The 17,853-nt window shown below is 65.0% G+C and carries 17 protein-coding genes; 8 read left to right on the forward strand and 9 right to left on the reverse strand.

Annotated features, from left to right (window positions below):
- Positions 1-43 precede the first annotated feature (43 nt).
- The 4 genes from ABC383_RS18275 to ABC383_RS18290 all read left to right on the forward strand — a co-directional run bounded on the left by ABC383_RS18275 (position 44) and on the right by ABC383_RS18290 (position 4,534).
- The gene (locus ABC383_RS18275) at positions 44-1,051 is read left to right on the forward strand and encodes a TRAP transporter substrate-binding protein (RefSeq protein ID WP_413015735.1); all 1,008 of its coding nucleotides are present in this window, start codon (positions 44-46) and stop codon (positions 1,049-1,051) included.
- Complete coding sequence (gntR, locus tag ABC383_RS18280; protein ID WP_459564716.1) at positions 1,032-2,153, forward strand: HTH-type transcriptional regulator GntR; 1,122 nt, start codon at positions 1,032-1,034, stop codon at positions 2,151-2,153. The genes ABC383_RS18275 and gntR overlap by 20 nt, the downstream gene beginning before the upstream one ends.
- Positions 2,154-2,743: 590 nt before the next feature.
- Positions 2,744-4,123 carry an IS701 family transposase gene (locus tag ABC383_RS18285; RefSeq protein ID WP_413012379.1) on the forward strand — a complete coding sequence of 460 codons (1,380 nt, stop codon included), beginning with the start codon at positions 2,744-2,746 and terminating at the stop codon, positions 4,121-4,123.
- A gap of 45 nt (positions 4,124-4,168) precedes the next feature.
- The gene (locus ABC383_RS18290) at positions 4,169-4,534 is read left to right on the forward strand and encodes a hypothetical protein (RefSeq protein ID WP_413015737.1); all 366 of its coding nucleotides are present in this window, start codon (positions 4,169-4,171) and stop codon (positions 4,532-4,534) included.
- Here ABC383_RS18290 and ABC383_RS18295 read toward each other — a convergent pair.
- Both ABC383_RS18295 and ABC383_RS18300 read right to left on the reverse strand, forming a co-directional pair.
- Positions 4,531-6,156, reverse strand: coding sequence for an HAL/PAL/TAL family ammonia-lyase (locus tag ABC383_RS18295; protein ID WP_413015739.1), 1,626 nt, complete (start codon positions 6,154-6,156; stop codon positions 4,531-4,533). The genes ABC383_RS18290 and ABC383_RS18295 overlap by 4 nt on opposite strands.
- 27 nt (positions 6,157-6,183) lie before the next feature.
- Positions 6,184-7,443 (reverse strand): allantoate amidohydrolase, encoded by a 1,260-nt coding sequence (locus ABC383_RS18300; protein ID WP_413015740.1) that lies wholly within the window; start codon positions 7,441-7,443, stop codon positions 6,184-6,186.
- Between the two features lie 153 nt (positions 7,444-7,596).
- Here ABC383_RS18300 and ABC383_RS18305 point away from each other — a divergent pair, with 153 nt between their 5' ends.
- Positions 7,597-8,295, forward strand: coding sequence for a GntR family transcriptional regulator (locus ABC383_RS18305; protein ID WP_413015742.1), 699 nt, complete (start codon positions 7,597-7,599; stop codon positions 8,293-8,295).
- 44 nt (positions 8,296-8,339) lie between these two features.
- Here the strand turns inward: ABC383_RS18305 and ABC383_RS18310 are convergent, their stop codons facing one another.
- Positions 8,340-9,494 carry a hypothetical protein gene (locus ABC383_RS18310; RefSeq protein WP_413015744.1) on the reverse strand — a complete coding sequence of 385 codons (1,155 nt, stop codon included), beginning with the start codon at positions 9,492-9,494 and terminating at the stop codon, positions 8,340-8,342.
- A 322-nt stretch (positions 9,495-9,816) separates the two neighbouring features.
- On the opposite strand from ABC383_RS18310, the gene ABC383_RS18315 reads away from it, so the two are divergent.
- Both ABC383_RS18315 and phaP read left to right on the forward strand, forming a co-directional pair.
- Entirely contained in the window at positions 9,817-10,542 is a 726-nt protein-coding gene (locus tag ABC383_RS18315; RefSeq protein WP_413015746.1) for a phasin family protein, read from the forward strand.
- A gap of 186 nt (positions 10,543-10,728) precedes the next feature.
- On the forward strand, positions 10,729-11,316 hold the full coding sequence (gene phaP, locus ABC383_RS18320; protein WP_413015748.1) for a TIGR01841 family phasin: 588 nt from the start codon (positions 10,729-10,731) through the stop codon (positions 11,314-11,316).
- A gap of 101 nt (positions 11,317-11,417) precedes the next feature.
- On the opposite strand, the gene ABC383_RS18325 is transcribed toward phaP, so the two are convergent.
- On the reverse strand, positions 11,418-12,179 hold the full coding sequence (locus tag ABC383_RS18325; protein ID WP_413015750.1) for a PP2C family protein-serine/threonine phosphatase: 762 nt from the start codon (positions 12,177-12,179) through the stop codon (positions 11,418-11,420).
- Between the two features lie 300 nt (positions 12,180-12,479).
- Here ABC383_RS18325 and ABC383_RS18330 point away from each other — a divergent pair, with 300 nt between their 5' ends.
- Positions 12,480-13,079, forward strand: coding sequence for a type 1 glutamine amidotransferase domain-containing protein (locus ABC383_RS18330; protein ID WP_413015752.1), 600 nt, complete (start codon positions 12,480-12,482; stop codon positions 13,077-13,079).
- A gap of 51 nt (positions 13,080-13,130) precedes the next feature.
- On the opposite strand, the gene ABC383_RS18335 is transcribed toward ABC383_RS18330, so the two are convergent.
- The 5 genes from ABC383_RS18335 to holA form a co-directional block, all read right to left on the reverse strand.
- On the reverse strand, positions 13,131-14,336 hold the full coding sequence (locus tag ABC383_RS18335; protein ID WP_413015754.1) for a THUMP domain-containing class I SAM-dependent RNA methyltransferase: 1,206 nt from the start codon (positions 14,334-14,336) through the stop codon (positions 13,131-13,133).
- Between the two features lie 104 nt (positions 14,337-14,440).
- On the reverse strand, positions 14,441-15,046 hold the full coding sequence (locus tag ABC383_RS18340) for a 2-hydroxychromene-2-carboxylate isomerase (protein ID WP_413015756.1): 606 nt from the start codon (positions 15,044-15,046) through the stop codon (positions 14,441-14,443).
- A 15-nt stretch (positions 15,047-15,061) separates the two neighbouring features.
- Positions 15,062-15,490, reverse strand: a complete 429-nt coding sequence (locus ABC383_RS18345) for a CopD family protein (RefSeq protein WP_413015758.1) — start codon at positions 15,488-15,490, stop codon at positions 15,062-15,064.
- A 32-nt stretch (positions 15,491-15,522) separates the two neighbouring features.
- Positions 15,523-16,788: a glutamate-5-semialdehyde dehydrogenase gene (locus ABC383_RS18350; protein WP_413015760.1), complete on the reverse strand. Its 1,266-nt coding sequence runs from the start codon at positions 16,786-16,788 to the stop codon at positions 15,523-15,525.
- A 30-nt stretch (positions 16,789-16,818) separates the two neighbouring features.
- On the reverse strand, positions 16,819-17,844 hold the full coding sequence (holA, locus tag ABC383_RS18355; RefSeq protein WP_413015762.1) for a DNA polymerase III subunit delta: 1,026 nt from the start codon (positions 17,842-17,844) through the stop codon (positions 16,819-16,821).
- Positions 17,845-17,853 lie beyond the last annotated feature (9 nt).

Raw genomic sequence — 17,853 nt, forward strand, 5'->3', positions numbered from 1 at the left:
ATCCGCAAGTACTGCTTAATCAACTTAAAAAACCGGAGGAGTCATGAAGTTTCTCGTTAAATCCATCGTCCTGGCACTGGCCATGACCGGCGCCGCCAGCGCCGCCCAGGCGGCCGACTACAAGCCGCGCATCATCCGTTTCGGCTATGGCCTGGCGGAAGACAGCAACCAGGGCCGCGCGGTGAAGTTCTTCGCCGACGACCTGGCCAAGCGCACCGGCAACAAGCTGAAAGCGCGCCCCTTTGGCAATGCCAGCCTCGGCAGCGACACCCAGATGCAGAACGCGCTGATTGGCGGCGCCCAGGAAATGATGGTCGGCTCGACCGCCACCCTGGTGGGCATCGTCAAGGACTTCGGCGTCTATGACCTGCCGTTCCTGTTCAACAACGAGAAGGAAGCCGACGCGGTGCTGGACGGCCCGTTCGGCCAGAAGCTGGCCGCCAAGCTGCAGGAAAAAGGGCTGGTCGGCCTGGTGTACTGGGAAAACGGTTTCCGCAACCTGACCAACACCAAGCGCCCGGTCGCGAAGATGGAAGACATGCAGGGCATCAAGCTGCGCGTGATGCAGAACCCGGTCTACATCGACATGTTCAACAGCTTCGGCGCCAATGCCGTGCCGCTGCCGTTCTCGGAACTGTTCACCGCGCTGGAGACCAAGACCGTCGACGGCCAGGAAAACCCGGTCAACACCATCCAGTCGAGCAAGTTCTACGAAGTGCAGAAGTACCTGTCCATCACCAAGCACGTCTACAGCCCATGGATCGTCCTGGCCAGCAAGAAGTGGTGGGATGGCCTGTCGGCTGACGAGCACAAGGCGATCCAGGAAGCGGCGGTGGCATCGCGCGACTTCGAGCGCAAGGACAGCCGCGAAGCGTCGGTCAAGGCCATCGACTTCCTGAAGGAGAAGGGCATGCAGGTCAGCGTGGTGAGCGACACCGAACTGGCGCGCATGCGCGAGAAGGCCAAGCCGGCGTTCGACAAGTTCGCAGCCGAAGGCGGCGCCGACGTGATCAAGGAACTGCAGGCTGAAATTGCCAAGGTCCGCAAGTAAGCCAGCGGCGCTGGTTTCCGGCGCGTCGTCAGCCCAGGCCGATGCCGCGCCGGAGAGCGCCGGCCGGCCGCTTGCGGCGGCAAAGCGGGCGTCCCGCAGCCGCTCCAGCGGCCGCGTGACGCTGGCCGACGTGGCCCGGCATGCCGGCGTGGCGCTGATGACCGCCTCGCGCGCCATCTCCAACCCCGCCCTGGTGTCGGAAGCGCTGCGGCTGCGGGTCAACGAGGCGGTGGCCGCGCTGGGCTATGTGCCGAACCGGGCTGCGCGCAGCCTGGCTTCGTCGCGTTCGAACGTGATCTCGGTGCTGGTGCCGTCGCTGTCGAATGCAGTCTTTACCGACACCCTGGCCGGCATCCAGGATGCGCTGGATGCCGACGGCTTCCAGATGTTGATCGGCAATACCCGTTATTCCAATGCGGAGGAAGCCAAGTTCCTGCGCATTCATCTGCAGTCCAATCCCGACGGCGTGCTGCTGACCGGCGTGGCCCAGAGCGCCGAGGTGCGCCAGATGCTGGAAGCCTCCAGCGTGCCGGTGGTATCGATGATGGACATTCCCGACGACCCGAGCCGGCTCGCGGTGGGCTTTTCGCAGCATCAGGCCGGCTACGCAATGACCAGCCACCTGGTGAAGAAAGGCAGGCGCCGCATCGGCTTCATTGGCGCCCAGCTCGACGACCGTACCCTAAAGCGCGCCGAAGGCTATCGCGCCGCGCTGCGCCAGGCGGGCCTGTACGACCCGAAGCGGGAGCTGCTGGTGCCCGACCCATCGACGGTAGCGTTAGGCGCCGAGCTGCTGGGCCGCATGCTGGCAATGGCGCCCGACTGCGACGCGGTCTTCTGCTGCAACGACGACCTTGCCTATGGCGCGATCTACCAGTGCCAGCGGCGCGGCATCGCGGTGCCGGAAGAATTGGCCATCTGCGGCTTCAACGACCTGCCGCTGTCTGCCTGGATGAATCCATCGGTTACTACCATCGCGACGCCGCGTTACCGCATCGGGTTCGAGGCGGCGCGCATGTTGCGCAGCGTGATCGAGGGGGAGGAGCCGGTGGCCCGGCAGATCGATCTGGGGTTTACGCTGATGGCGCGGGAGAGCGCATAGAGGAGCAAGGGCAGTTGCAGTTGCAGTTGCAGTTGTTTTTGACGTTGCTTCTGTTTTTGAAGTTGCCGTTGCATTTCGCAGTTGCCGTTGCTTTTAGTCCCGTTGAGCGCGCCGTGACGTCGATGCGTGGAGCGGGAAAAGGTGCGGCGTCTGTCTGAGTCAAGCGCAGCTTGGCGAGTTTAGCCGCGCCCCGCTCCATGCATCGACGGCACGGGGACCCTCGCGCAGCGAGGGCGCGATCACCGGGTCGCCTTTTCTTGCCTACTTCTTTTGGCGAAGCAAAAGAAGTAGGTCGCCTGCCGGGGCGAACTCCCGGCCTGGTCATGACGACAGTGCAAGCGTTTTGCTTCACCAGGGGTAAGGCGTGACTGCGAAGCAGCAGTTGCTTTTGACGTTAAGCCATGTTCAACGAACGCGTTAAACGTCAACTACGACAGTGCTGCCCGGGCGTTGCCGGGTGACGCAATACGATTGCACTACCGTGGAGACAAGCCGGGAATCCGTCCCGGCGGCCGGGTCACTTTTTTTGCTTCGCCAAAAACTGGACTTTGTCCATTTTTCCACAGCGGGTAAGCCCGAAGAGTTCTACCATGAAGCACCGACTCCGCAACGAGAGGTGCATCATGCCATCGTTCCCCGAGCTTACCGATTGCAGTTTAGTATTCCGTCCCCTGTTTTCCAAGCGGGTATGGCACTCCGTTCAGATCCTGATCAAGGGGGCCATCCTTGCTGTGGGTTCGCGCACCGTGACGGCCATCCTGCGCGTCATGGGCCTGTCTGAAGACCAACAGTTCCAACGCTTCCATCGGGTGCTCAATCGCAACACATGGTCGACCCTGCAGGCAAGCCGGCGTTTGCTCATGGCACTCATCGACGCCTTCGCTCCCTTGGGCCCTCTGGTCATGGCGCTGGACGATACCATCGAGCGCCGGCGCGGCGCCAGGATTGCCGCTCGTGGCATCTACCGCGACCCGGTCTGGTCCAGCCACAGCAATGTCGTCAAGACCAGCGGCCTGCGATGGCTTTGCCTGATGCTGGTGGTGCCCATTCCCTGGGCACAGCGTCATTGGGCCTTGCCCTTCTGTTGCGCTCTGACGCCCTCGGCGCGCTACTACGCCAACCGCCGTCGCCAGCCGGTCACGCTGACGGACCGAGCCCGTCAGATGCTGCGCCAGGTGCATCGCTGGCTGCCCGATCGGCGCATCGTGGTTGTGGCCGACAACAGCTTCTCGGTGCTTCATCTGCTTGCCGCGGTGCGGCGCGACGTGACCATGGTCACGCGCCTGCGACTCGATGCAGCCTTGTACGAACCGGCGCCTGCGCGGGTGCCCGGCACGCGCGGGCGGCCACGGCTCGTCGGCCATGCACTGCCGAAGTTGCAGCAGGTGCTGGATGCCGCAGATACGCAATGGAAAGCCATCACGCTGGCTTATTGGTACGGGCACACGCACAAGCGGCTTGACGTGGCCACCGGCACCGCCCTGTGGTACCACGGTGGCGCGCCGGCAGTGCCCCTGCGCTGGGTGCTGGTACGCGACCCTATGAAGCAACTCAAGACCCAGGCCTTTCTCTGCACCGACCAGAAGGCCAGTGCGCCGCAGATCCTGAACTGGTTCGTCAAGCGCTGGCAGATCGAAGTGACCTTCGAAGAAGCACGTGCCCATCTGGGCGTGCAAACCCAGCGGCAATGGTCTGACCGCGCCATTGCCCGGGCTACGCCCGCCATCCTGGGCCTGTACTCGGTGGTGACGTTGCTGGCAAGTCAACTGCTGACATCACAAGTCATCACGGTTCGTCAGGCAGCCTGGTATCGCAAGGAGTGCGCCACCTTCTCCGACACCATTGCCATGGTACGGCGATGGCTGTGGCAAGCCGATCATTTAGCGATCTCTGAAAAACCACCAGACATGATAAAAATCCCGACGGATTTGTTTCTGCGCCTGACTGATACGCTCAGTTACGCCGCTTGAATGGACAAAGTCCAGCAAAAAAAGTAACCAAAAAAAGGCGACCCGGTGATCGCGCCCCGCTGCGCGGGGTGCCCGTGCCAGCGGTACCCGGAGCGGGGCGCGGCTAAACTCGCCAAGCTGCGCTTGGCTCAGACAGACGCCGCACCTTTTCCCGCTCCGGGCACCGCTGACACGGCGCGCTCAACGGGACTTCACTACAACGGCCACTTCAAAAACAACCGCAACGGCAACTGCCACTTCAACTTCAACTTCAACTTCAACGTCAAAAGCAACCGCAACTTTCGCTGCGCGTACTGCAACGGCAACGGCAACGGCAACGGCAACGGCAACGGCAACGGCAACGGCAACGGCAACGGCAACGGCAACGGCAATGGTGATGGCGTCTTCACCATCACCATCACCAGCCGTTAGGCAAACTTACCTATCTTCGCCTCCACCGCCGCCCGCACCGACCCACTCGCCACAAACGAATGCGCCACCTCGATATCGTGATGGAACCAGCGGTCGCCTTCCAGGCAGGCCGGGATCTGGCGTCGTACCTCGTCGTAGGCAGCCTGGGTGCCGGTGCCCAGCACGAAGCCCGGCAACAGCGCTTCGGTCATGGTCAGCGCCTGCGCGGCCAGCAGCATTTCCACACCGACGATGTAGCGGGTATTGCCCACCACGGTCGCGGCCTTGCGGGCGCACCAGGTGGAGTTTGAGATGTGGTCTTCGCTGTTGCCCTTGGACGGGATGCTGTCGACGCTGCCGGGCATGCACAGGGTGCGGTTCTCCATCACCAGCGAGCTCATCGAGCATTGCACCACCGGATAGCCGGTGTTGACGCCGCGGATGCCGGTCATCAGGTTGCGCGGCAGGCCCCAGGACAGGGTCGGGTCGATCAGGCGCGCGATGCGGCGCTCGCAGATGCTGCCGAGGTCGGTTACGGCCATCGCCAGCAGGTCCATGGCCTGCGCCAGGTACTGGCCGTGGAAGTTGCCGCCGGAGATGATCTCGAAGCCGCCGCCATCCTTGCCGAAGATCAGCGGATTATCCGTGGCGGCATTGATCTCGTTGCCGACGATGGTGTCGATGTAGTCCAGCGCATCGAACACCGGGCCATATACCTGCGGCGCGCAGCGTAGGGAATACACGTCCTGGATGCGCGGCGTGTAGGCGATGTCGGTGCGGCGCAGTTCATCCGGTAACTGCACGGCGCGCGCCTCGTGGCTGGCGCGGGTGGAGCCGGCCAGCAGCTTCCTGACGATGGCGGCGGTCTTGATCTGGCCCGGATGCGGGCGCGCCTTGTGGATGCGCTCGTCGAAGCCCGCCATCTCGGCGCGCATCGCCTCCAGCGTCAGGCCCAGCGACAGGCAGGCGTCGGACAGCAGGTTGCGCGCATCGTCGGCGGCCAGCACGGCCACGGCCAGCGACACGGTGCAGCCATTGATCAGCGCCGACGCATCCTTGGCCTTCAGGTCGAACTTCACCGGCGACAGTCCGGCTTCGGCAATGGCCTGCGGCGCGCGCATGCGCTGGCCGCGGTACATCACTTCGGCTTCGTCGAAGCCGGCGATCGCGGCGGCCAGGTAGGCCAGCGGCGCCAGGTCGCCGGATGCGCCGACCGAGCCCTTCTGCGGCATCACTGGATGGATGCCGGCGTTGACGAAGTCCAGCAGGCGGTCCACCACTTCTACCCGCGGCGCGGAATAGTTGCTGGCGAAGGCGTTGGCGCGCAGCAGCATGGTGGCGCGGCTGACTTCCTCGGAAAACGGCTCGCCCATGCCGGCCGCATGGGCGCGGATCATCTGGGTCTGGAACAGCTCGATATGGTCGACGCTGATGCGGGTGTCCTTCAGCAGGCCGACGCCGGTGTTGAAGCTGTACATCATCGGCGCTTCGTCATGCATCCAGTTGGCTTCGATGTAGTCGCGGCTTTCCTTCAATGCCGCGCGCGACGAGTCCGCCAGGCCCACCTTGATGGAGGTGTCGCGCGCCACGGCCAGCACCTGTTGCGCGGAAAGGGTGAAGCCATCGATCAGTAATTCAGTCATGCCAGTCTTTCTGTAAGAGGTAACGGATCAGGCCGCGGCCTGCTGCGGAACAAAGCTTTCAACGAAGCGGGTGAATACATCGGCTGCCGCCTGCGCGTCGGCGGCGGTCATGGTCTCGTCGGGATGGTGGCTGATGCCGCCATTGCCGCACCGTACGAACAGCATCGCCACGTCGGTCAGCGCGGCCACCGCCATGGCGTCATGGCCAGCGCCGGAAGGCAGGTGGCGCAGCGGCAGGCCAAGGCCGGCGATCGCCCGTTCCAGCTGCGCCTGCAGCCAGGGTGCGCAGGGCACGCTGGCCGCGTCGTGGGTCTGGTTGATGTCGAGGCCGACGTTGCGACGCGCGGCGATGGCCTGCATCTCGCGCAGCACGTCGGCCACGGCGGCCTGCCGCACCGCGTCCTGTTCGGCGCGGATGTCGATGGTGAAGACGGCCCGGCCCGGCACCACATTGGCCGCGCCGTTGGGCACTTCCAGCACGCCCACGGTGCCCACCAGCCCTGGCGTGCCGGAGCAGCGCCGCTCGATATAAAGGCCGATCTCGGCGGCGGCCATCGCGGCGTCGCGGCGCAGGCCCATCGGCACCGTGCCGGCATGGCCGGCCAGGCCGGTGGCCTGCACCATGAAGCGGGAAGCCCCGGAAATCGCGGTGACCACGCCCACCGGCAAGCCCTCGTCCAGCAGCACCGGACCCTGCTCGATATGCACTTCGACGAAGGCCAGCACGTCCTGGCGGCGATAGGCCGCGGCGGGCAGGGCGGCGGCATCGAAGCCGGCCGCGGCGATGGCCTCGCGCATGCTCAAGCCGGTGTCGTCGCGCCGCTCCAGCACGCTGTGATCGAAGGTGCCGGCAATGGCGCGGCTGCCCAGCAGCGTGGCCTTGAAGCGCACGCCTTCCTCCTCGGCGAAGCCGATCACCTCGATGGCGAACGGAAAGCGCCGGCCCTGGCGGTGCCAGGCGGCGATGCAGGCGATCGGTAGGATGATGCCGAGATTGCCGTCATAGCTGCCGGCATTGCGCACGGTGTCGAAATGAGAGCCGGTCAGAAGCGCCGGCGCATCGGGCGTCATGCCTTCATAGCGGCCGATCACATTGCCGGCGGCGTCGCGCCGGACGGTCATGCCGGCCTCGGTCATCCATTGCGCCAGCAGCGCGCTGGCGGCATGGTGCGCCGGCGTCAGGTAGGTGCGGGTCAGCATGCCCGGCGTCTCGGTGTGCTGCGCCAGTTGGTCGGCGTGGCGCAACACAAGCGCGCCGGTGTTGGTGAATTCTGCTGCCGCAGTCATGATCGCTCCTTGGTCAAGTCGGTGGAAGTATAGTATCGGATGCAAAGATTGTATACAAAAAAAGTGTACATGATGGCTGCGCCGGGTCTGGCTGGCTGGTATAGTGACGGCCATTGCGGCATGCATGAAACAGGCCCGCCACACGCGTTCACCATGACCACCACCGACACCGAAGAAAAGCCAAGCACCCGCAGTTCGGCCGCGATCGCGGACGATATCGCCGCCGCGATCGCGGCGCGCAAGCTGCCGCCCGGCACCAAGCTGCGCGAAGAGGCGCTGTCGCGGGTGTATTCGGTCAGCCGCACCAAGATCCGGGCCGCGCTTTTGATCCTGTCCAAGGACAAGCTGATCAACATCGTGCCCGACAAGGGCGCTTTCGTCAGCCAGCCGACCGAGGCCGAGGCGCGCGACGTGTTCGCGGCGCGCCGCATCATCGAGGCGGCGCTGGTGGCGCAATTCGTGGAAAAGGCCAGGCCGGCGGATTATGTGCGCCTGGAAAAGCACATCAGGAACGAGCGCGCGGCGGTGGCCCGGCCCGATTCCAAGGCCCGCTCGCAGCTGCTGGGCGACTTCCATGTATTGCTGGCGCAGGTGGTGGGCAACCCGGTACTGACGGAAATCGTGCAGGAACTGGTGGCGCGAAGTTCGCTCATCACCATGCTCTACCAGTCGGTGCGCGACGCCGCCTGCTCATCCGACGAGCATGTGGCCTTTCTGCAAGCGGCCAGGGCCGGCGATGCGGCGCAGGCGGCGGCCTTGATGCTGGAACATCTCAATCATGTGGAAGCGGCGCTGCGCTTCGATGGCGCCGGGCCGGGGCCGGTCGACCTGGTGGCCGGCCTGCTGGCCTGAGGCAGTCGTCAATCGTGAATGGCCCATGGCGGCCATGGCGGCGCTCAGTGCAGTTGCGGCAGTTCCCAGCAGAGCAGCGCCAGCATGAGCATAAAGAAGAAGAGAATGCTGCCGCTCATGCCCGCCGCGCTGGCCAGCGCCATGGTGGTGCGGCGGCGCCGTCCCTGCCGCTTGTGCATCCATGCCGCCAGCGGCAACGGCCGCGGTTCGTCATAGGCGGGCCCGGCGCCCTGTTGTGTCGCGGTCCATACCGGTTCCATTCTTGCGCCAGGCGCGGCCGCCGCCGGCTCGTCCGCCGTCCTTGCGTCATCCGCATCGAATGACAAGTCCGGCGCCGCCTGTTCCAGCAGCGAGGGAAAGGGGCGGCGCCGGCGTGGCGCTTGCGGGCTGGCAGGCGCATCGGTCGTGGCGGGTGCGCTGTCTTCCTCCTGGTCCGACGCCGGCTCAGGCCAGAAGGGTGCGGCGGCGAAAGGCGTGAAGGTCGGCTCCTGGCGTTGCAGCCAGTCCGGCGTGGACGGCGCCGATGCGGGCGGCATGTCCGGCATTGGTTCGTCTTGCAGCGGTGTTGCCGGCGCTGCAAACGGCGTGGCAGGCACGGCCTGCTCCGGTTCAGCCATCGGCGCGCTGCCGCGCAGAGCAGACGGCGCGGCCGGTTCCGGCAGACGCAGATAATCCTCTCCCAGGGCGGGAAGTTCGGCGCGCAGGCGCTCCAGCAGCGGCGCGGCGGCCTCGTCCATCATCAGCAGCAGGCTGAGGTCCAGCGCCGGATCGCGCACCAGGCGCAGCAGCTCCGCCTCGAATGCGGCGTCGGGCTGGGCGAGCGCCACATCGAATCGATAGAAGACCAGCAGGAAGCGCAGGTCCAGCGCCTGCTGCCAGGCCAGCAGCGCTTCCACCGGCCCGGCCATCGGCGGCGCCAGCGGCGCCTGCGGCCGGGCTTCCAGCACCGCTTCCTCGATGGCGCTGAGCAAGTCCGGCAACGGCATGTCGCTGCCGGCGTCGAACAGCACGGCAATGTCGCCGCTGCCGGCACGGGCCAGCGCGGCAGCCTGTTCACGAGCGCCGTCGCTGCCGACCGGACCGTGGTAGAGCAGGGTCAGGCGTGACAGACGGGCCAGGCCGACGAGGCTGGACAGAGCGGCATCGCTGGCCACGCCTGCGCTGCCCTGCGGGGCTTTGTCGGTATCCAGGGTGATCATTGCCGGGTCATGCAATCGTTGTGGTTTCCATTTTCTGGTGGCTGCATCGGGACGCCTTTGAAGGGGGGCGCGACATTGCTCGACTGACGGCAATGTTGCGCTGCGTATCCAGTGTTGACCATATTGCACGGTTTGGGTTCAATTGCCGTGCGGGCAGACTGGCTGGAAACAGGCGTTTAAAAATATTTCCTCCAATAATTCATGCCTTTATGCATGCCTATTTTTGATTGAAATCGGCGAATTGCGCCAATAGTCGGCTAGAATTCGGTTTGCTGCATAGCAGCAATCGTAATCATTACGATGTTCTTTTCATGAGGAATCCATGTATCCACTACAGGAACAGTTCAAGAACGATGCGCTTGCGCAGCTGAACTCCCAAATGCTTCAGGCGGGTCGGATCGCCGGCAACCTGCTTGAGATCGGCCGTCAGATCGGCGTGCTCAATGTACGCACCGGCAAGGCGTCCGCCGAGGCCCTGACTGGCGCAGTGCAGAAACTGCTCGCGGCGAGTAATCCCGTCGAATTCCTTCAGTTGGCCGCCACCGCGATGCGCCCGGTGCCGCAGGTCTGGACCGATTATGCGCAACAACTGCGCGGCATCGCCGGCAAGATGGTCGCACCGGTAACCCGTAACCTGGCGGAAGCCGCCACCGACACGCCGGCTGCGCCTTCCGCCGCGCCGGATCTGCAGGGCGTGGTGCCGCCGGCAGCGATGGACGCAGCCGTAGCGGAACCCGCGTTGCCTGTCGAAGCGCTCGTTCCGGCCGAAGCCGGGGCGGAAGCTGAAGCCAAGGCCGAACCCGTTGCCGCAGCCTCGCCGGAAGCGAAAGCCGCACCGGAAGTGCCGCAGGCAGTGCAGGAAGTGACCGAAGCCATCAACAATGTGGCCAAGGCCGCGCCGGTGATCTCCGCTGCCGCCGCCCCGGACGCAAAAACGCTGGCCAAGTCCGCCTTGGTGCCCAAGGCGGCCGTCAAGGCCAGCCGCGTGCAGGCAATGCAAAAGGGTGCGCCTTCGGGCAAGCAGGCCAGCCGCGCAAAAAAATCCTGACAGGAATTACATTTCTTTTTTGAAATTAGGCGGAAATAGTTAATCGCGCACATTCCGGTTCGATCAACGAATTTTATGCCTGAAACCGCTGATTTTCGCGTAAAATCCATTATGTTGCACTGCAATATAAGCAGTGCATGCATCCCAACCCATCAATCGCAATCCTGAATCATTTCGGAGAACCGCATGTTTCCCAATGTCGAGCAGTACCTCAATTCGAGCAAGGCGCTGATGCAATCGCAGGCAAGCGCATTTCAGACCCTGGCTGGCAGCGCGCTGGAAAGCGCCGAGAAAGTGGCGACGCTGAACTTGGCGGCAATGAAGGCATCCGCCCAGGACTTCGGCAATGTGCTGACCCAGGCAAGCGCAGCGCGCGATCCGCAGGCATTCCTCGCACTGGTGACGGCGCAGTTCCAGCCCAATACCGAGAAGGCTGCGTCCTACGCCCGTTACATGGGCGAGATCTTCAGCGAAACGCAGCAGATTTTTTCCAAGACCGCGGAAGCCCAGGTCGCCGAAGTCAGCCGCGCAGCCACTGCCATCGTCGACCAGTTCGCAGCAGCCTCGCCCGCCGGTTCGTCCGATGCCATGGCGCTGGTCAAGTCCATGATGGGCACGGCCAATGCGGTGTATGAGCAGGTCAACAAGGTTGCCAAGCAGACCGGCGAAGCCATGCAGGCACAGGCAGCCAATCTGTCGGGCCAGTTCGTCAAGCCGGTCCAGGCAGCGACCAATCAGACCGTCTCCGCCGTCACCGATAGCGCAGCAGCCTGAATCCGGCATCGCTGAACAAATCGCCCGCCTTGCGGGCGATTTTTTTTGGGGCGTGCTGATGGCGGGGCCGGGAAGCCGTCCTTGCCTTTCGCGTCGCCCGCTCAGGAATGCAGTTCATTGACGCCCACCAGCGCCACAGAGATATTGTCAGCGCCACCGGCCGCATTGGCCGCATCGATCAGCGCCGCGCCGGCGTCGGCCAGCGTGCCGGCGGCCCGCAACAGCACTTGCGCAATCTCTTCATCGTCCAGCATGTCGTTCAGGCCGTCCGAGCAAAACAGATAGACGTCGCCGCGCTCCACCGCATGCTCATGCACTTCCACCGCGAGTTCGGCCTCGACGCCCAGTGCTCGCGTGACCAGGTTGCGTATCGACGAACCGCGCGCCTCCTGCACCGTCAGCAGCCCGCTGTCGATGCGTTCCTGCAGCACCGAATGGTCGCGCGTGATCAGGCTCAGCAGGCCATCGCGCAGCCGGTAAGCCCGCGAGTCGCCCGCATGCGCCACGACCAGCCTGTCCTGATGAAACAGGCCGGCAACCAGCGTGGCGCCCATGCCGCGGTAAGCCGGCTCGTCGAGCGCCGCGGCAATGATGGCGGTATTGGCCTCCAGCACCGCGTCGACCAGCACTTGCCACAGATCGTCGGGAACGATGGGCCGGTGCCGGAAGTGCTGCTCGACCACATCCTTGATCACCGACACGGCGATATCGCTAGCCACTTCCCCCGCCGCGTAGCCACCCATGCCATCGGCCAGCACCACCAGTCCGCAAGCCGGCAGCACCGTAACCGCATCTTCATTGTGATCGCGCACCCGGCCGGCGTCGGTCAAGGCGGCGTAGTCGAATCCGGCATGGGTGGACATGAGGGCGCGGGGGTTGTCAGGATTCAAACAATATAGCGCAGTGCATTGGAGAGCGGCAATGGCGGCATGCCGGGAGCCGGCGCGTGCCGCGCGCAGCCGCCGCATTTGTGAAGGTAATGGAGCAGGCGCCTGCGTTGTTGCCGTTGCCGTTCAAGCCTCGCTGAGAGCGTTTGCTTGTTGCATCCAGCCCGGCGCCGCGTTCCGTGGCGGTCTGCGCAAGGCGGCTTGCGGTCGCCCGAACTTTTTGCTGCCTGCTGACTCCCTCCGAGTGATCATCCATTTCAGCAGAAGGAGAAGCACATGGACCCGGCACTCAACGGACTGCACATCGCCATCCTCGTTACCGATGGCTTCGAGCAGGTGGAGCTGACGCAACCCAGGGACGCGCTGGAAAGCGAGGGCGCGATCACCAAGATCATTTCCGACAAGCGCGGCATGGTGCAGGGCATGAATCATGACCAGCCGGCCGACCAGTTCCCGGTGGACCTGACCTTCGACGAAGCCTATTCGCAAGACTTCGATGCCGTGCTGCTGCCCGGCGGCGAGGTCAATTCGGCGCGGATACGCAGCAACGAGCTCGCGCAGAAGATCGTGAAAGGCATCGCGGCGCAGGACAAGCCGATTGCAGTCATCTGCCACGGCGCATGGCTGCTGGCCGCGGCCGGGCTGGTGCAGGGCAAGACCATGACCAGCCACCAGGACCTGGAACAGGACCTGAAAAAGGCCGGCGTCAACTGGGTGGATCAGGAAGTGGTGGTGGACGGCAACTGGGTCAGCAGCCGCAAGCCGGAGGACATACCGGCATTCAATGCGCGCATGGTCGAGGTCTTCGGGCAACGCATGCGCGACAGCGTGGCGGGGACGCCGGACGAGGGCGCCGTCGGCATCGCGTCGAGCTGATGCCGGGACCGCATGTCGCCGCGATGCGGGCTGGCGGCATGCAGGCAGGCGTCAGGACTTCGGCTTGGCTTCCTCGCGCCGGTTGAAGCCGGCGACCATGTCGAAGCGGAACAGCCGGCATTCGATTGCGCCGTTGAAGAACGGCGTCTTGCGCGCTTCCTTCAGGCGCAGCAGCCTGGGCAGGCCGAGGTCGGCGGTGAACAGGAACACCTTCCAGCCGGCGAAGCGCTGCTTGAGCGTGGTGCCGAATGCGCTGAAGAAGGCAATCGCCATGTCGTCTTCCGGCATGGTGCTGTCGCCGCGCACGCCGATCCGCTCGCCGTAGGGCGGATTGGTGACGATGAAACCCGGCGCCTCGCTGGGCGGCTTGACTTCCTGCGCCTCGATCTGCTTCAGCGGCACCTCGAACGGAATGCCGGCGCGCTGCAGGTTGGCGCGCGCCATGGCCACCATGTCGCCGGAAATGTCGCTGCCGAAAATGGTCGGCTCGGCCGGCAGGGGCCGCGGCTTGACGCTGCCCTTGACCTGCCGCCATTCATCGGCGCTGAAGGGATTGAACTTCTCGAATGCAAAGGCGCGGCGGGCGCCGGGCGGGATGCCGGCCAGCATCTGCGCCGCCTCGGCGAGTATGGTGCCGGAGCCGCACATCGGATCGAACAGCACCTCGCCGGGTTTCCAGCCCGATACCCGCAGCAGGCCGGCCGCGAGGTTCTCGCGCAGCGGCGCGTCGCCGGTGTCGAGCCGCCAGCCGCGCTTGAACAGCGCCTCGCCCGAGGTGTCGAGATAGAGCGTGACGGTGCGCGCGTCGATGAAGGCAAACACCCGCATGTCGGGCGTGCGGGTGTTGACCGACGGCCGCTTGCCGCAGAGGTCGCGGAAACGGTCGCAGACGGCGTCCTTGATCTTCAGCGTGGTGAATTCCAGGCTCTTCAGCGGCGACTTGATGGCGGTGACGTCGATACGGATCGTATGGTCCACCTCGAACCAGTCTTCCCAGGGCTGGGCCAGCGCCAGGTCGTAGACATCGTTTTCATTGAGATAGCTGGCATGCGCCACCCGCATCAATACCCGGGACGCGATGCGTGAATGCAGGTTGACCCGCATCGCATCGGCCATCGTGCCCGAGCAATGCACGCCGCCCGGCACCTGGGTGTGGACCTTGAGCGTGGGCGAATAGCCTTGCGCGATCTCGTTGAGTTCTTCCGCCAGAGCGGCTTCCATGCCGCGCGGGCAGGGGCAAAAATAGGAATGGTTCATGGGGTACCCTTTGTCCGTGGTGGTGCTGTTGTGCTGCTATGTCCGTGATGCCGGTTGTAGCGGTTGCGGCGGTTGTAGCGGTTATGGCCGGGAATGACGTGAAGTCATTCCCTGAGGAAGGCGCGTTCGACGAAGTCGAGCCGGTCCTGGCCCCAGTACGGCTCGCCGTCGACGACATACCACGGCGCGCCAAATACATTGGCGGCGATGGCGTCGTCGGTGTAGCGCTGGTATTCGGCCTGCACGGCGGCGGTGGCGGCTGCTTTCATCAGGGCCGCGCCGTCTAGTCCGGCCTCGCCGGCAATCGCGGCCAGCGTGGCGTCATCGGCGATATTGCGCTGCTCGGCCCACACCGCGCTGCCGATGCGGCCGGTCAGGTCCATGGCGGCCTCGTTGCCGTGCGCCAGCTTGGCGGCGATGATCAGGAATGCCGCCGGGTCGCCCGCGACGGGGAAGAACTGCGGCTGCAGGTTCATCGGCTTGCCCAGATAACGGCTCCAGCGTTCCAGTTCCACCAGCCGGTAGGCCTGGCGCTGCGGCGCCCGCTTGGCCAGCGGCAAGCCGCCGGAAAGGCCGAACACCCGGCCGAGGTCGAATGGACGCACGTCTACTTGCACCTGGTATTGACGCGCCAGGTCGGCGAAGCGCTGGTGGCCCAAATAGACGTAAGGCGAGGGCGGGGCGAGATAGTAGGTGCAGGTTTGCGTCATGGATGGCTCGGTTTCTTAAAAGGGTTTGACCACGACCAGGATGGTCACGGCCAGCAGCCCGATCACGGGGACTTCATTGAACCAGCGGTACCAGGTATGGCTGCGCGCATTGCGGCCGCCTTCGAACTTGCGCAGCAGCGAGCCGCAGGCGTGGTGATAGCCAATCAGCAGCACCACCAGCGCCAGCTTGGCATGCAGCCAGCCATTGCCCGGCCCGCGGCCGATGCCATAGCCCAGCCACAGCCACAGGCCGAAGGCCAGCGCCGCCACCATCAGCATGCCGGAGAAGCGGTACAGCTTCCTCGCCATCAGCAGCAGGCGATCGGTCGTGGTTCTGTCTTCCGGCGCCACCATGGCCAGGTTGACGAAAATTCGCGGCAGGTAGAACAGGCCGGCGAACCAGGAGGCGACGAAGACGATGTGCAGCGATTTGACCCAGAGCATGCGGTATGTGTTCCTTCAGTTGATCGGTGCGCTTACTTGCGCACTTCGCCGTGGCCGAACACCACGTACTTCAGCGAGGTGAGGCCTTCCAGGCCGACCGGGCCGCGGGCATGCAGCTTGTCGTTGGAGATGCCGATCTCCGCGCCCAGGCCGTACTCGAAGCCGTCGGCGAAGCGGGTCGATGCGTTCACCATCACCGAGGCGGAATCGACCTCGCGCAGGAAGCGCATCGCCCGGCTGTAGTTCTCGGTGACGATGGCGTCGGTGTGCTTGGAGGAGTAGGTGTTGATGTGGTCGATGGCCTCGTCCATGTCGTCGACGATCTTCACTGCCAGGATGGGCGCCAGGTATTCGGTCTGCCAGTCGGCTTCGGTGGCGTGCGCCAGGTGCGGATAGCCGGCCAGCAGCGTGTGCGCGGTTTCATCGGCGCGCAATTCCACTTCGCGGGTGCGGTACAGCGCGGCCAGGCGCAGCAAGGCCTCGGGCGCGATCTCGCGCGCCACCAGCAGGGTTTCCATGGTGTTGCAGGTGCCGTAGCGGTGACATTTGGCATTGAAGGCGATCGCCAACGCCTTTTCGATGTCGGCCTGGTCGTCGATGTAGACATGGCAGATGCCATCCAGGTGCTTGATCATCGGCACCGTGGATTCCTGCATCAGCCGTTCGATCAGGCCCTTGCCGCCGCGCGGCACGATCACGTCCACATACTGCGGCATGGTGATCAGCGCGCCGACCGCGGCACGGTCGGTGGTCTCGACGATCTGCACGCCGTCGGCCGGCAGGCCGGCGCCGGCCATGCCTTCCTTCACCAGCTTGGCCAGCGCCTGGTTGCAATGGATCGCTTCCGAGCCGCCGCGCAGGATGGTGGCGTTGCCGCTCTTGATGCACAGGCCGGCGGCGTCCACCGTCACGTTGGGACGGGCTTCATAGATGATGCCGATCACGCCCAGCGGCACCCGCATCTGGCCGACCTGGATGCCGGTCGGGCGGAACTTCATGTTGGAGATTTCGCCGATCGGGTCGGGCAGGGCGACGATCTGCTCCAGGCCTTCGGCCATGGTGGCAATCGCCTGGTCCGACAGCGTCAGGCGGTCCAGCATGGCCGGCGCCAGGCCGGCGGCGCGGGCGGCTTCCAGGTCGCGCTGGTTGGCTGCCTTCAGCTGTTCGGCGTCGCGCCGGATCGCGGCGGCGATCAGCGACAGCGCCTGGTTCTTGACGGCGGTGTCGGCGCGGGCCATGCCGCGCGATGCGGCGCGGGCGCGCTGGCCGACTTCACTCATGTACTGTTGGATATCCATTTCTTTCCTCTTCAAATGCGTGCGGCCATGTCAATGGGCGCGGCCGCGGGCCAGCTTCAGTCCCAGTTGCAGGAGCGCGTCCCAGGGGTCGCCGGAAAACGCCTTGGCGCGCAGGCCCTTGACCATGCGGTCGATCTGCGCCGCATCCTGCAATGCTTCCCGCAGGAGCGGCAGCGGCAGGCGCCGCAATGCGCCTTCAGCCAGCCGTTCCCGCGGTCCCCAGATGCGATGCTGCTTCAGCAGCGCCGCCATGGGCTGTCCCTGCGACAGGCCGGTCTGCAGCTTGAGCAGGGTGCGGATTTCCTCGGCCACCGCCCACAGCACCAGCGGCAGCGCCTCTCCTTCGCCCTTCAAACCCTCCAGCATGCGCACCAGGCGCGCCGCGTCGCCGGCCAGCATGGCCTCGCTGAGCTTGAACACATCATAGCGCGCCACGTTCAGCACCGCGTCGTGGATGGCCTCGAAGCTGAGCTTGCCGGGCGGATGCAGCAGCGCCAGCTTCTGCAGTTCCTGGTGCGCCGCCAGCAGATTGCCTTCGACCCGTTCGACGATGAAGGCAATGCCGTCGCGGTCGGCGCTCTGCTGCTGCGCCGCCAGGCGCTGGCTTATCCAGTTGGGCAACTGGGCCCGGTCCACCAGCGGGATGTCGATGAACACGCCTGCCTGCTGCAGGCTGGTCACCCAGGCCGCTTTCTGGCTCGCCCAGTCCAGCTTGGGCAGGGTGATCAGCGTCACATTGTCCGGGTTGAGCGCGGCGGCATAGGCCTGCAGCGCCTGGCCGCCGTCCTTGCCCGGTTTGCCGGTGGGAATGCGCAGTTCGATCAGCTTGCGCTCGCCGAACAGGGACTGCGACTGGCTGGCGGCCAGCAGTTCGCCCCACTTGAAGCTGCGCTCCACGCTCAGCACCTCGCGCTCGGCATAGCCCTGGGCACGGGCGCATTTGCGTATCTTGTCGGCCGCCTCCAGCGCAAGCAGATGCTCGTCGCTGGCGATCACATACAGCGGCGACAGGCTCTTGGCCAGATGCGCGTCCAGCGCGTCGATGCGCAATTGCATGGTATCGGC

The organism is Noviherbaspirillum phoenicis (assembly GCF_047237965.1).
GTDB lineage: Bacteria > Pseudomonadota > Gammaproteobacteria > Burkholderiales > Burkholderiaceae_D > Noviherbaspirillum_A.

What these genes read in the sequence shown, in the direction of transcription:
- holA (WP_413015762.1), bottom strand. Translation starts at nt 17,844, where the DNA reads ATGCAATTGCGCATCGACGCGCTGGACGCGCATCTGGCCAAGAGCCTG.
- ABC383_RS18275 (WP_413015735.1), top strand. Translation starts at nt 44, where the DNA reads ATGAAGTTTCTCGTTAAATCCATCGTCCTGGCACTGGCCATGACCGGC.
- ABC383_RS18350 (WP_413015760.1), bottom strand. Translation starts at nt 16,788, where the DNA reads ATGGATATCCAACAGTACATGAGTGAAGTCGGCCAGCGCGCCCGCGCC.
- ABC383_RS18335 (WP_413015754.1), bottom strand. Translation starts at nt 14,336, where the DNA reads ATGAACCATTCCTATTTTTGCCCCTGCCCGCGCGGCATGGAAGCCGCT.
- ABC383_RS18285 (WP_413012379.1), top strand. Translation starts at nt 2,744, where the DNA reads ATGAAGCACCGACTCCGCAACGAGAGGTGCATCATGCCATCGTTCCCC.
- ABC383_RS18345 (WP_413015758.1), bottom strand. Translation starts at nt 15,490, where the DNA reads ATGCTCTGGGTCAAATCGCTGCACATCGTCTTCGTCGCCTCCTGGTTC.
- phaP (WP_413015748.1), top strand. Translation starts at nt 10,729, where the DNA reads ATGTTTCCCAATGTCGAGCAGTACCTCAATTCGAGCAAGGCGCTGATG.
- ABC383_RS18330 (WP_413015752.1), top strand. Translation starts at nt 12,480, where the DNA reads ATGGACCCGGCACTCAACGGACTGCACATCGCCATCCTCGTTACCGAT.
- ABC383_RS18325 (WP_413015750.1), bottom strand. Translation starts at nt 12,179, where the DNA reads ATGTCCACCCATGCCGGATTCGACTACGCCGCCTTGACCGACGCCGGC.
- ABC383_RS18340 (WP_413015756.1), bottom strand. Translation starts at nt 15,046, where the DNA reads ATGACGCAAACCTGCACCTACTATCTCGCCCCGCCCTCGCCTTACGTC.
- ABC383_RS18310 (WP_413015744.1), bottom strand. Translation starts at nt 9,494, where the DNA reads ATGATCACCCTGGATACCGACAAAGCCCCGCAGGGCAGCGCAGGCGTG.
- ABC383_RS18300 (WP_413015740.1), bottom strand. Translation starts at nt 7,443, where the DNA reads ATGACTGCGGCAGCAGAATTCACCAACACCGGCGCGCTTGTGTTGCGC.
- ABC383_RS18305 (WP_413015742.1), top strand. Translation starts at nt 7,597, where the DNA reads ATGACCACCACCGACACCGAAGAAAAGCCAAGCACCCGCAGTTCGGCC.
- ABC383_RS18295 (WP_413015739.1), bottom strand. Translation starts at nt 6,156, where the DNA reads ATGACTGAATTACTGATCGATGGCTTCACCCTTTCCGCGCAACAGGTG.
- ABC383_RS18315 (WP_413015746.1), top strand. Translation starts at nt 9,817, where the DNA reads ATGTATCCACTACAGGAACAGTTCAAGAACGATGCGCTTGCGCAGCTG.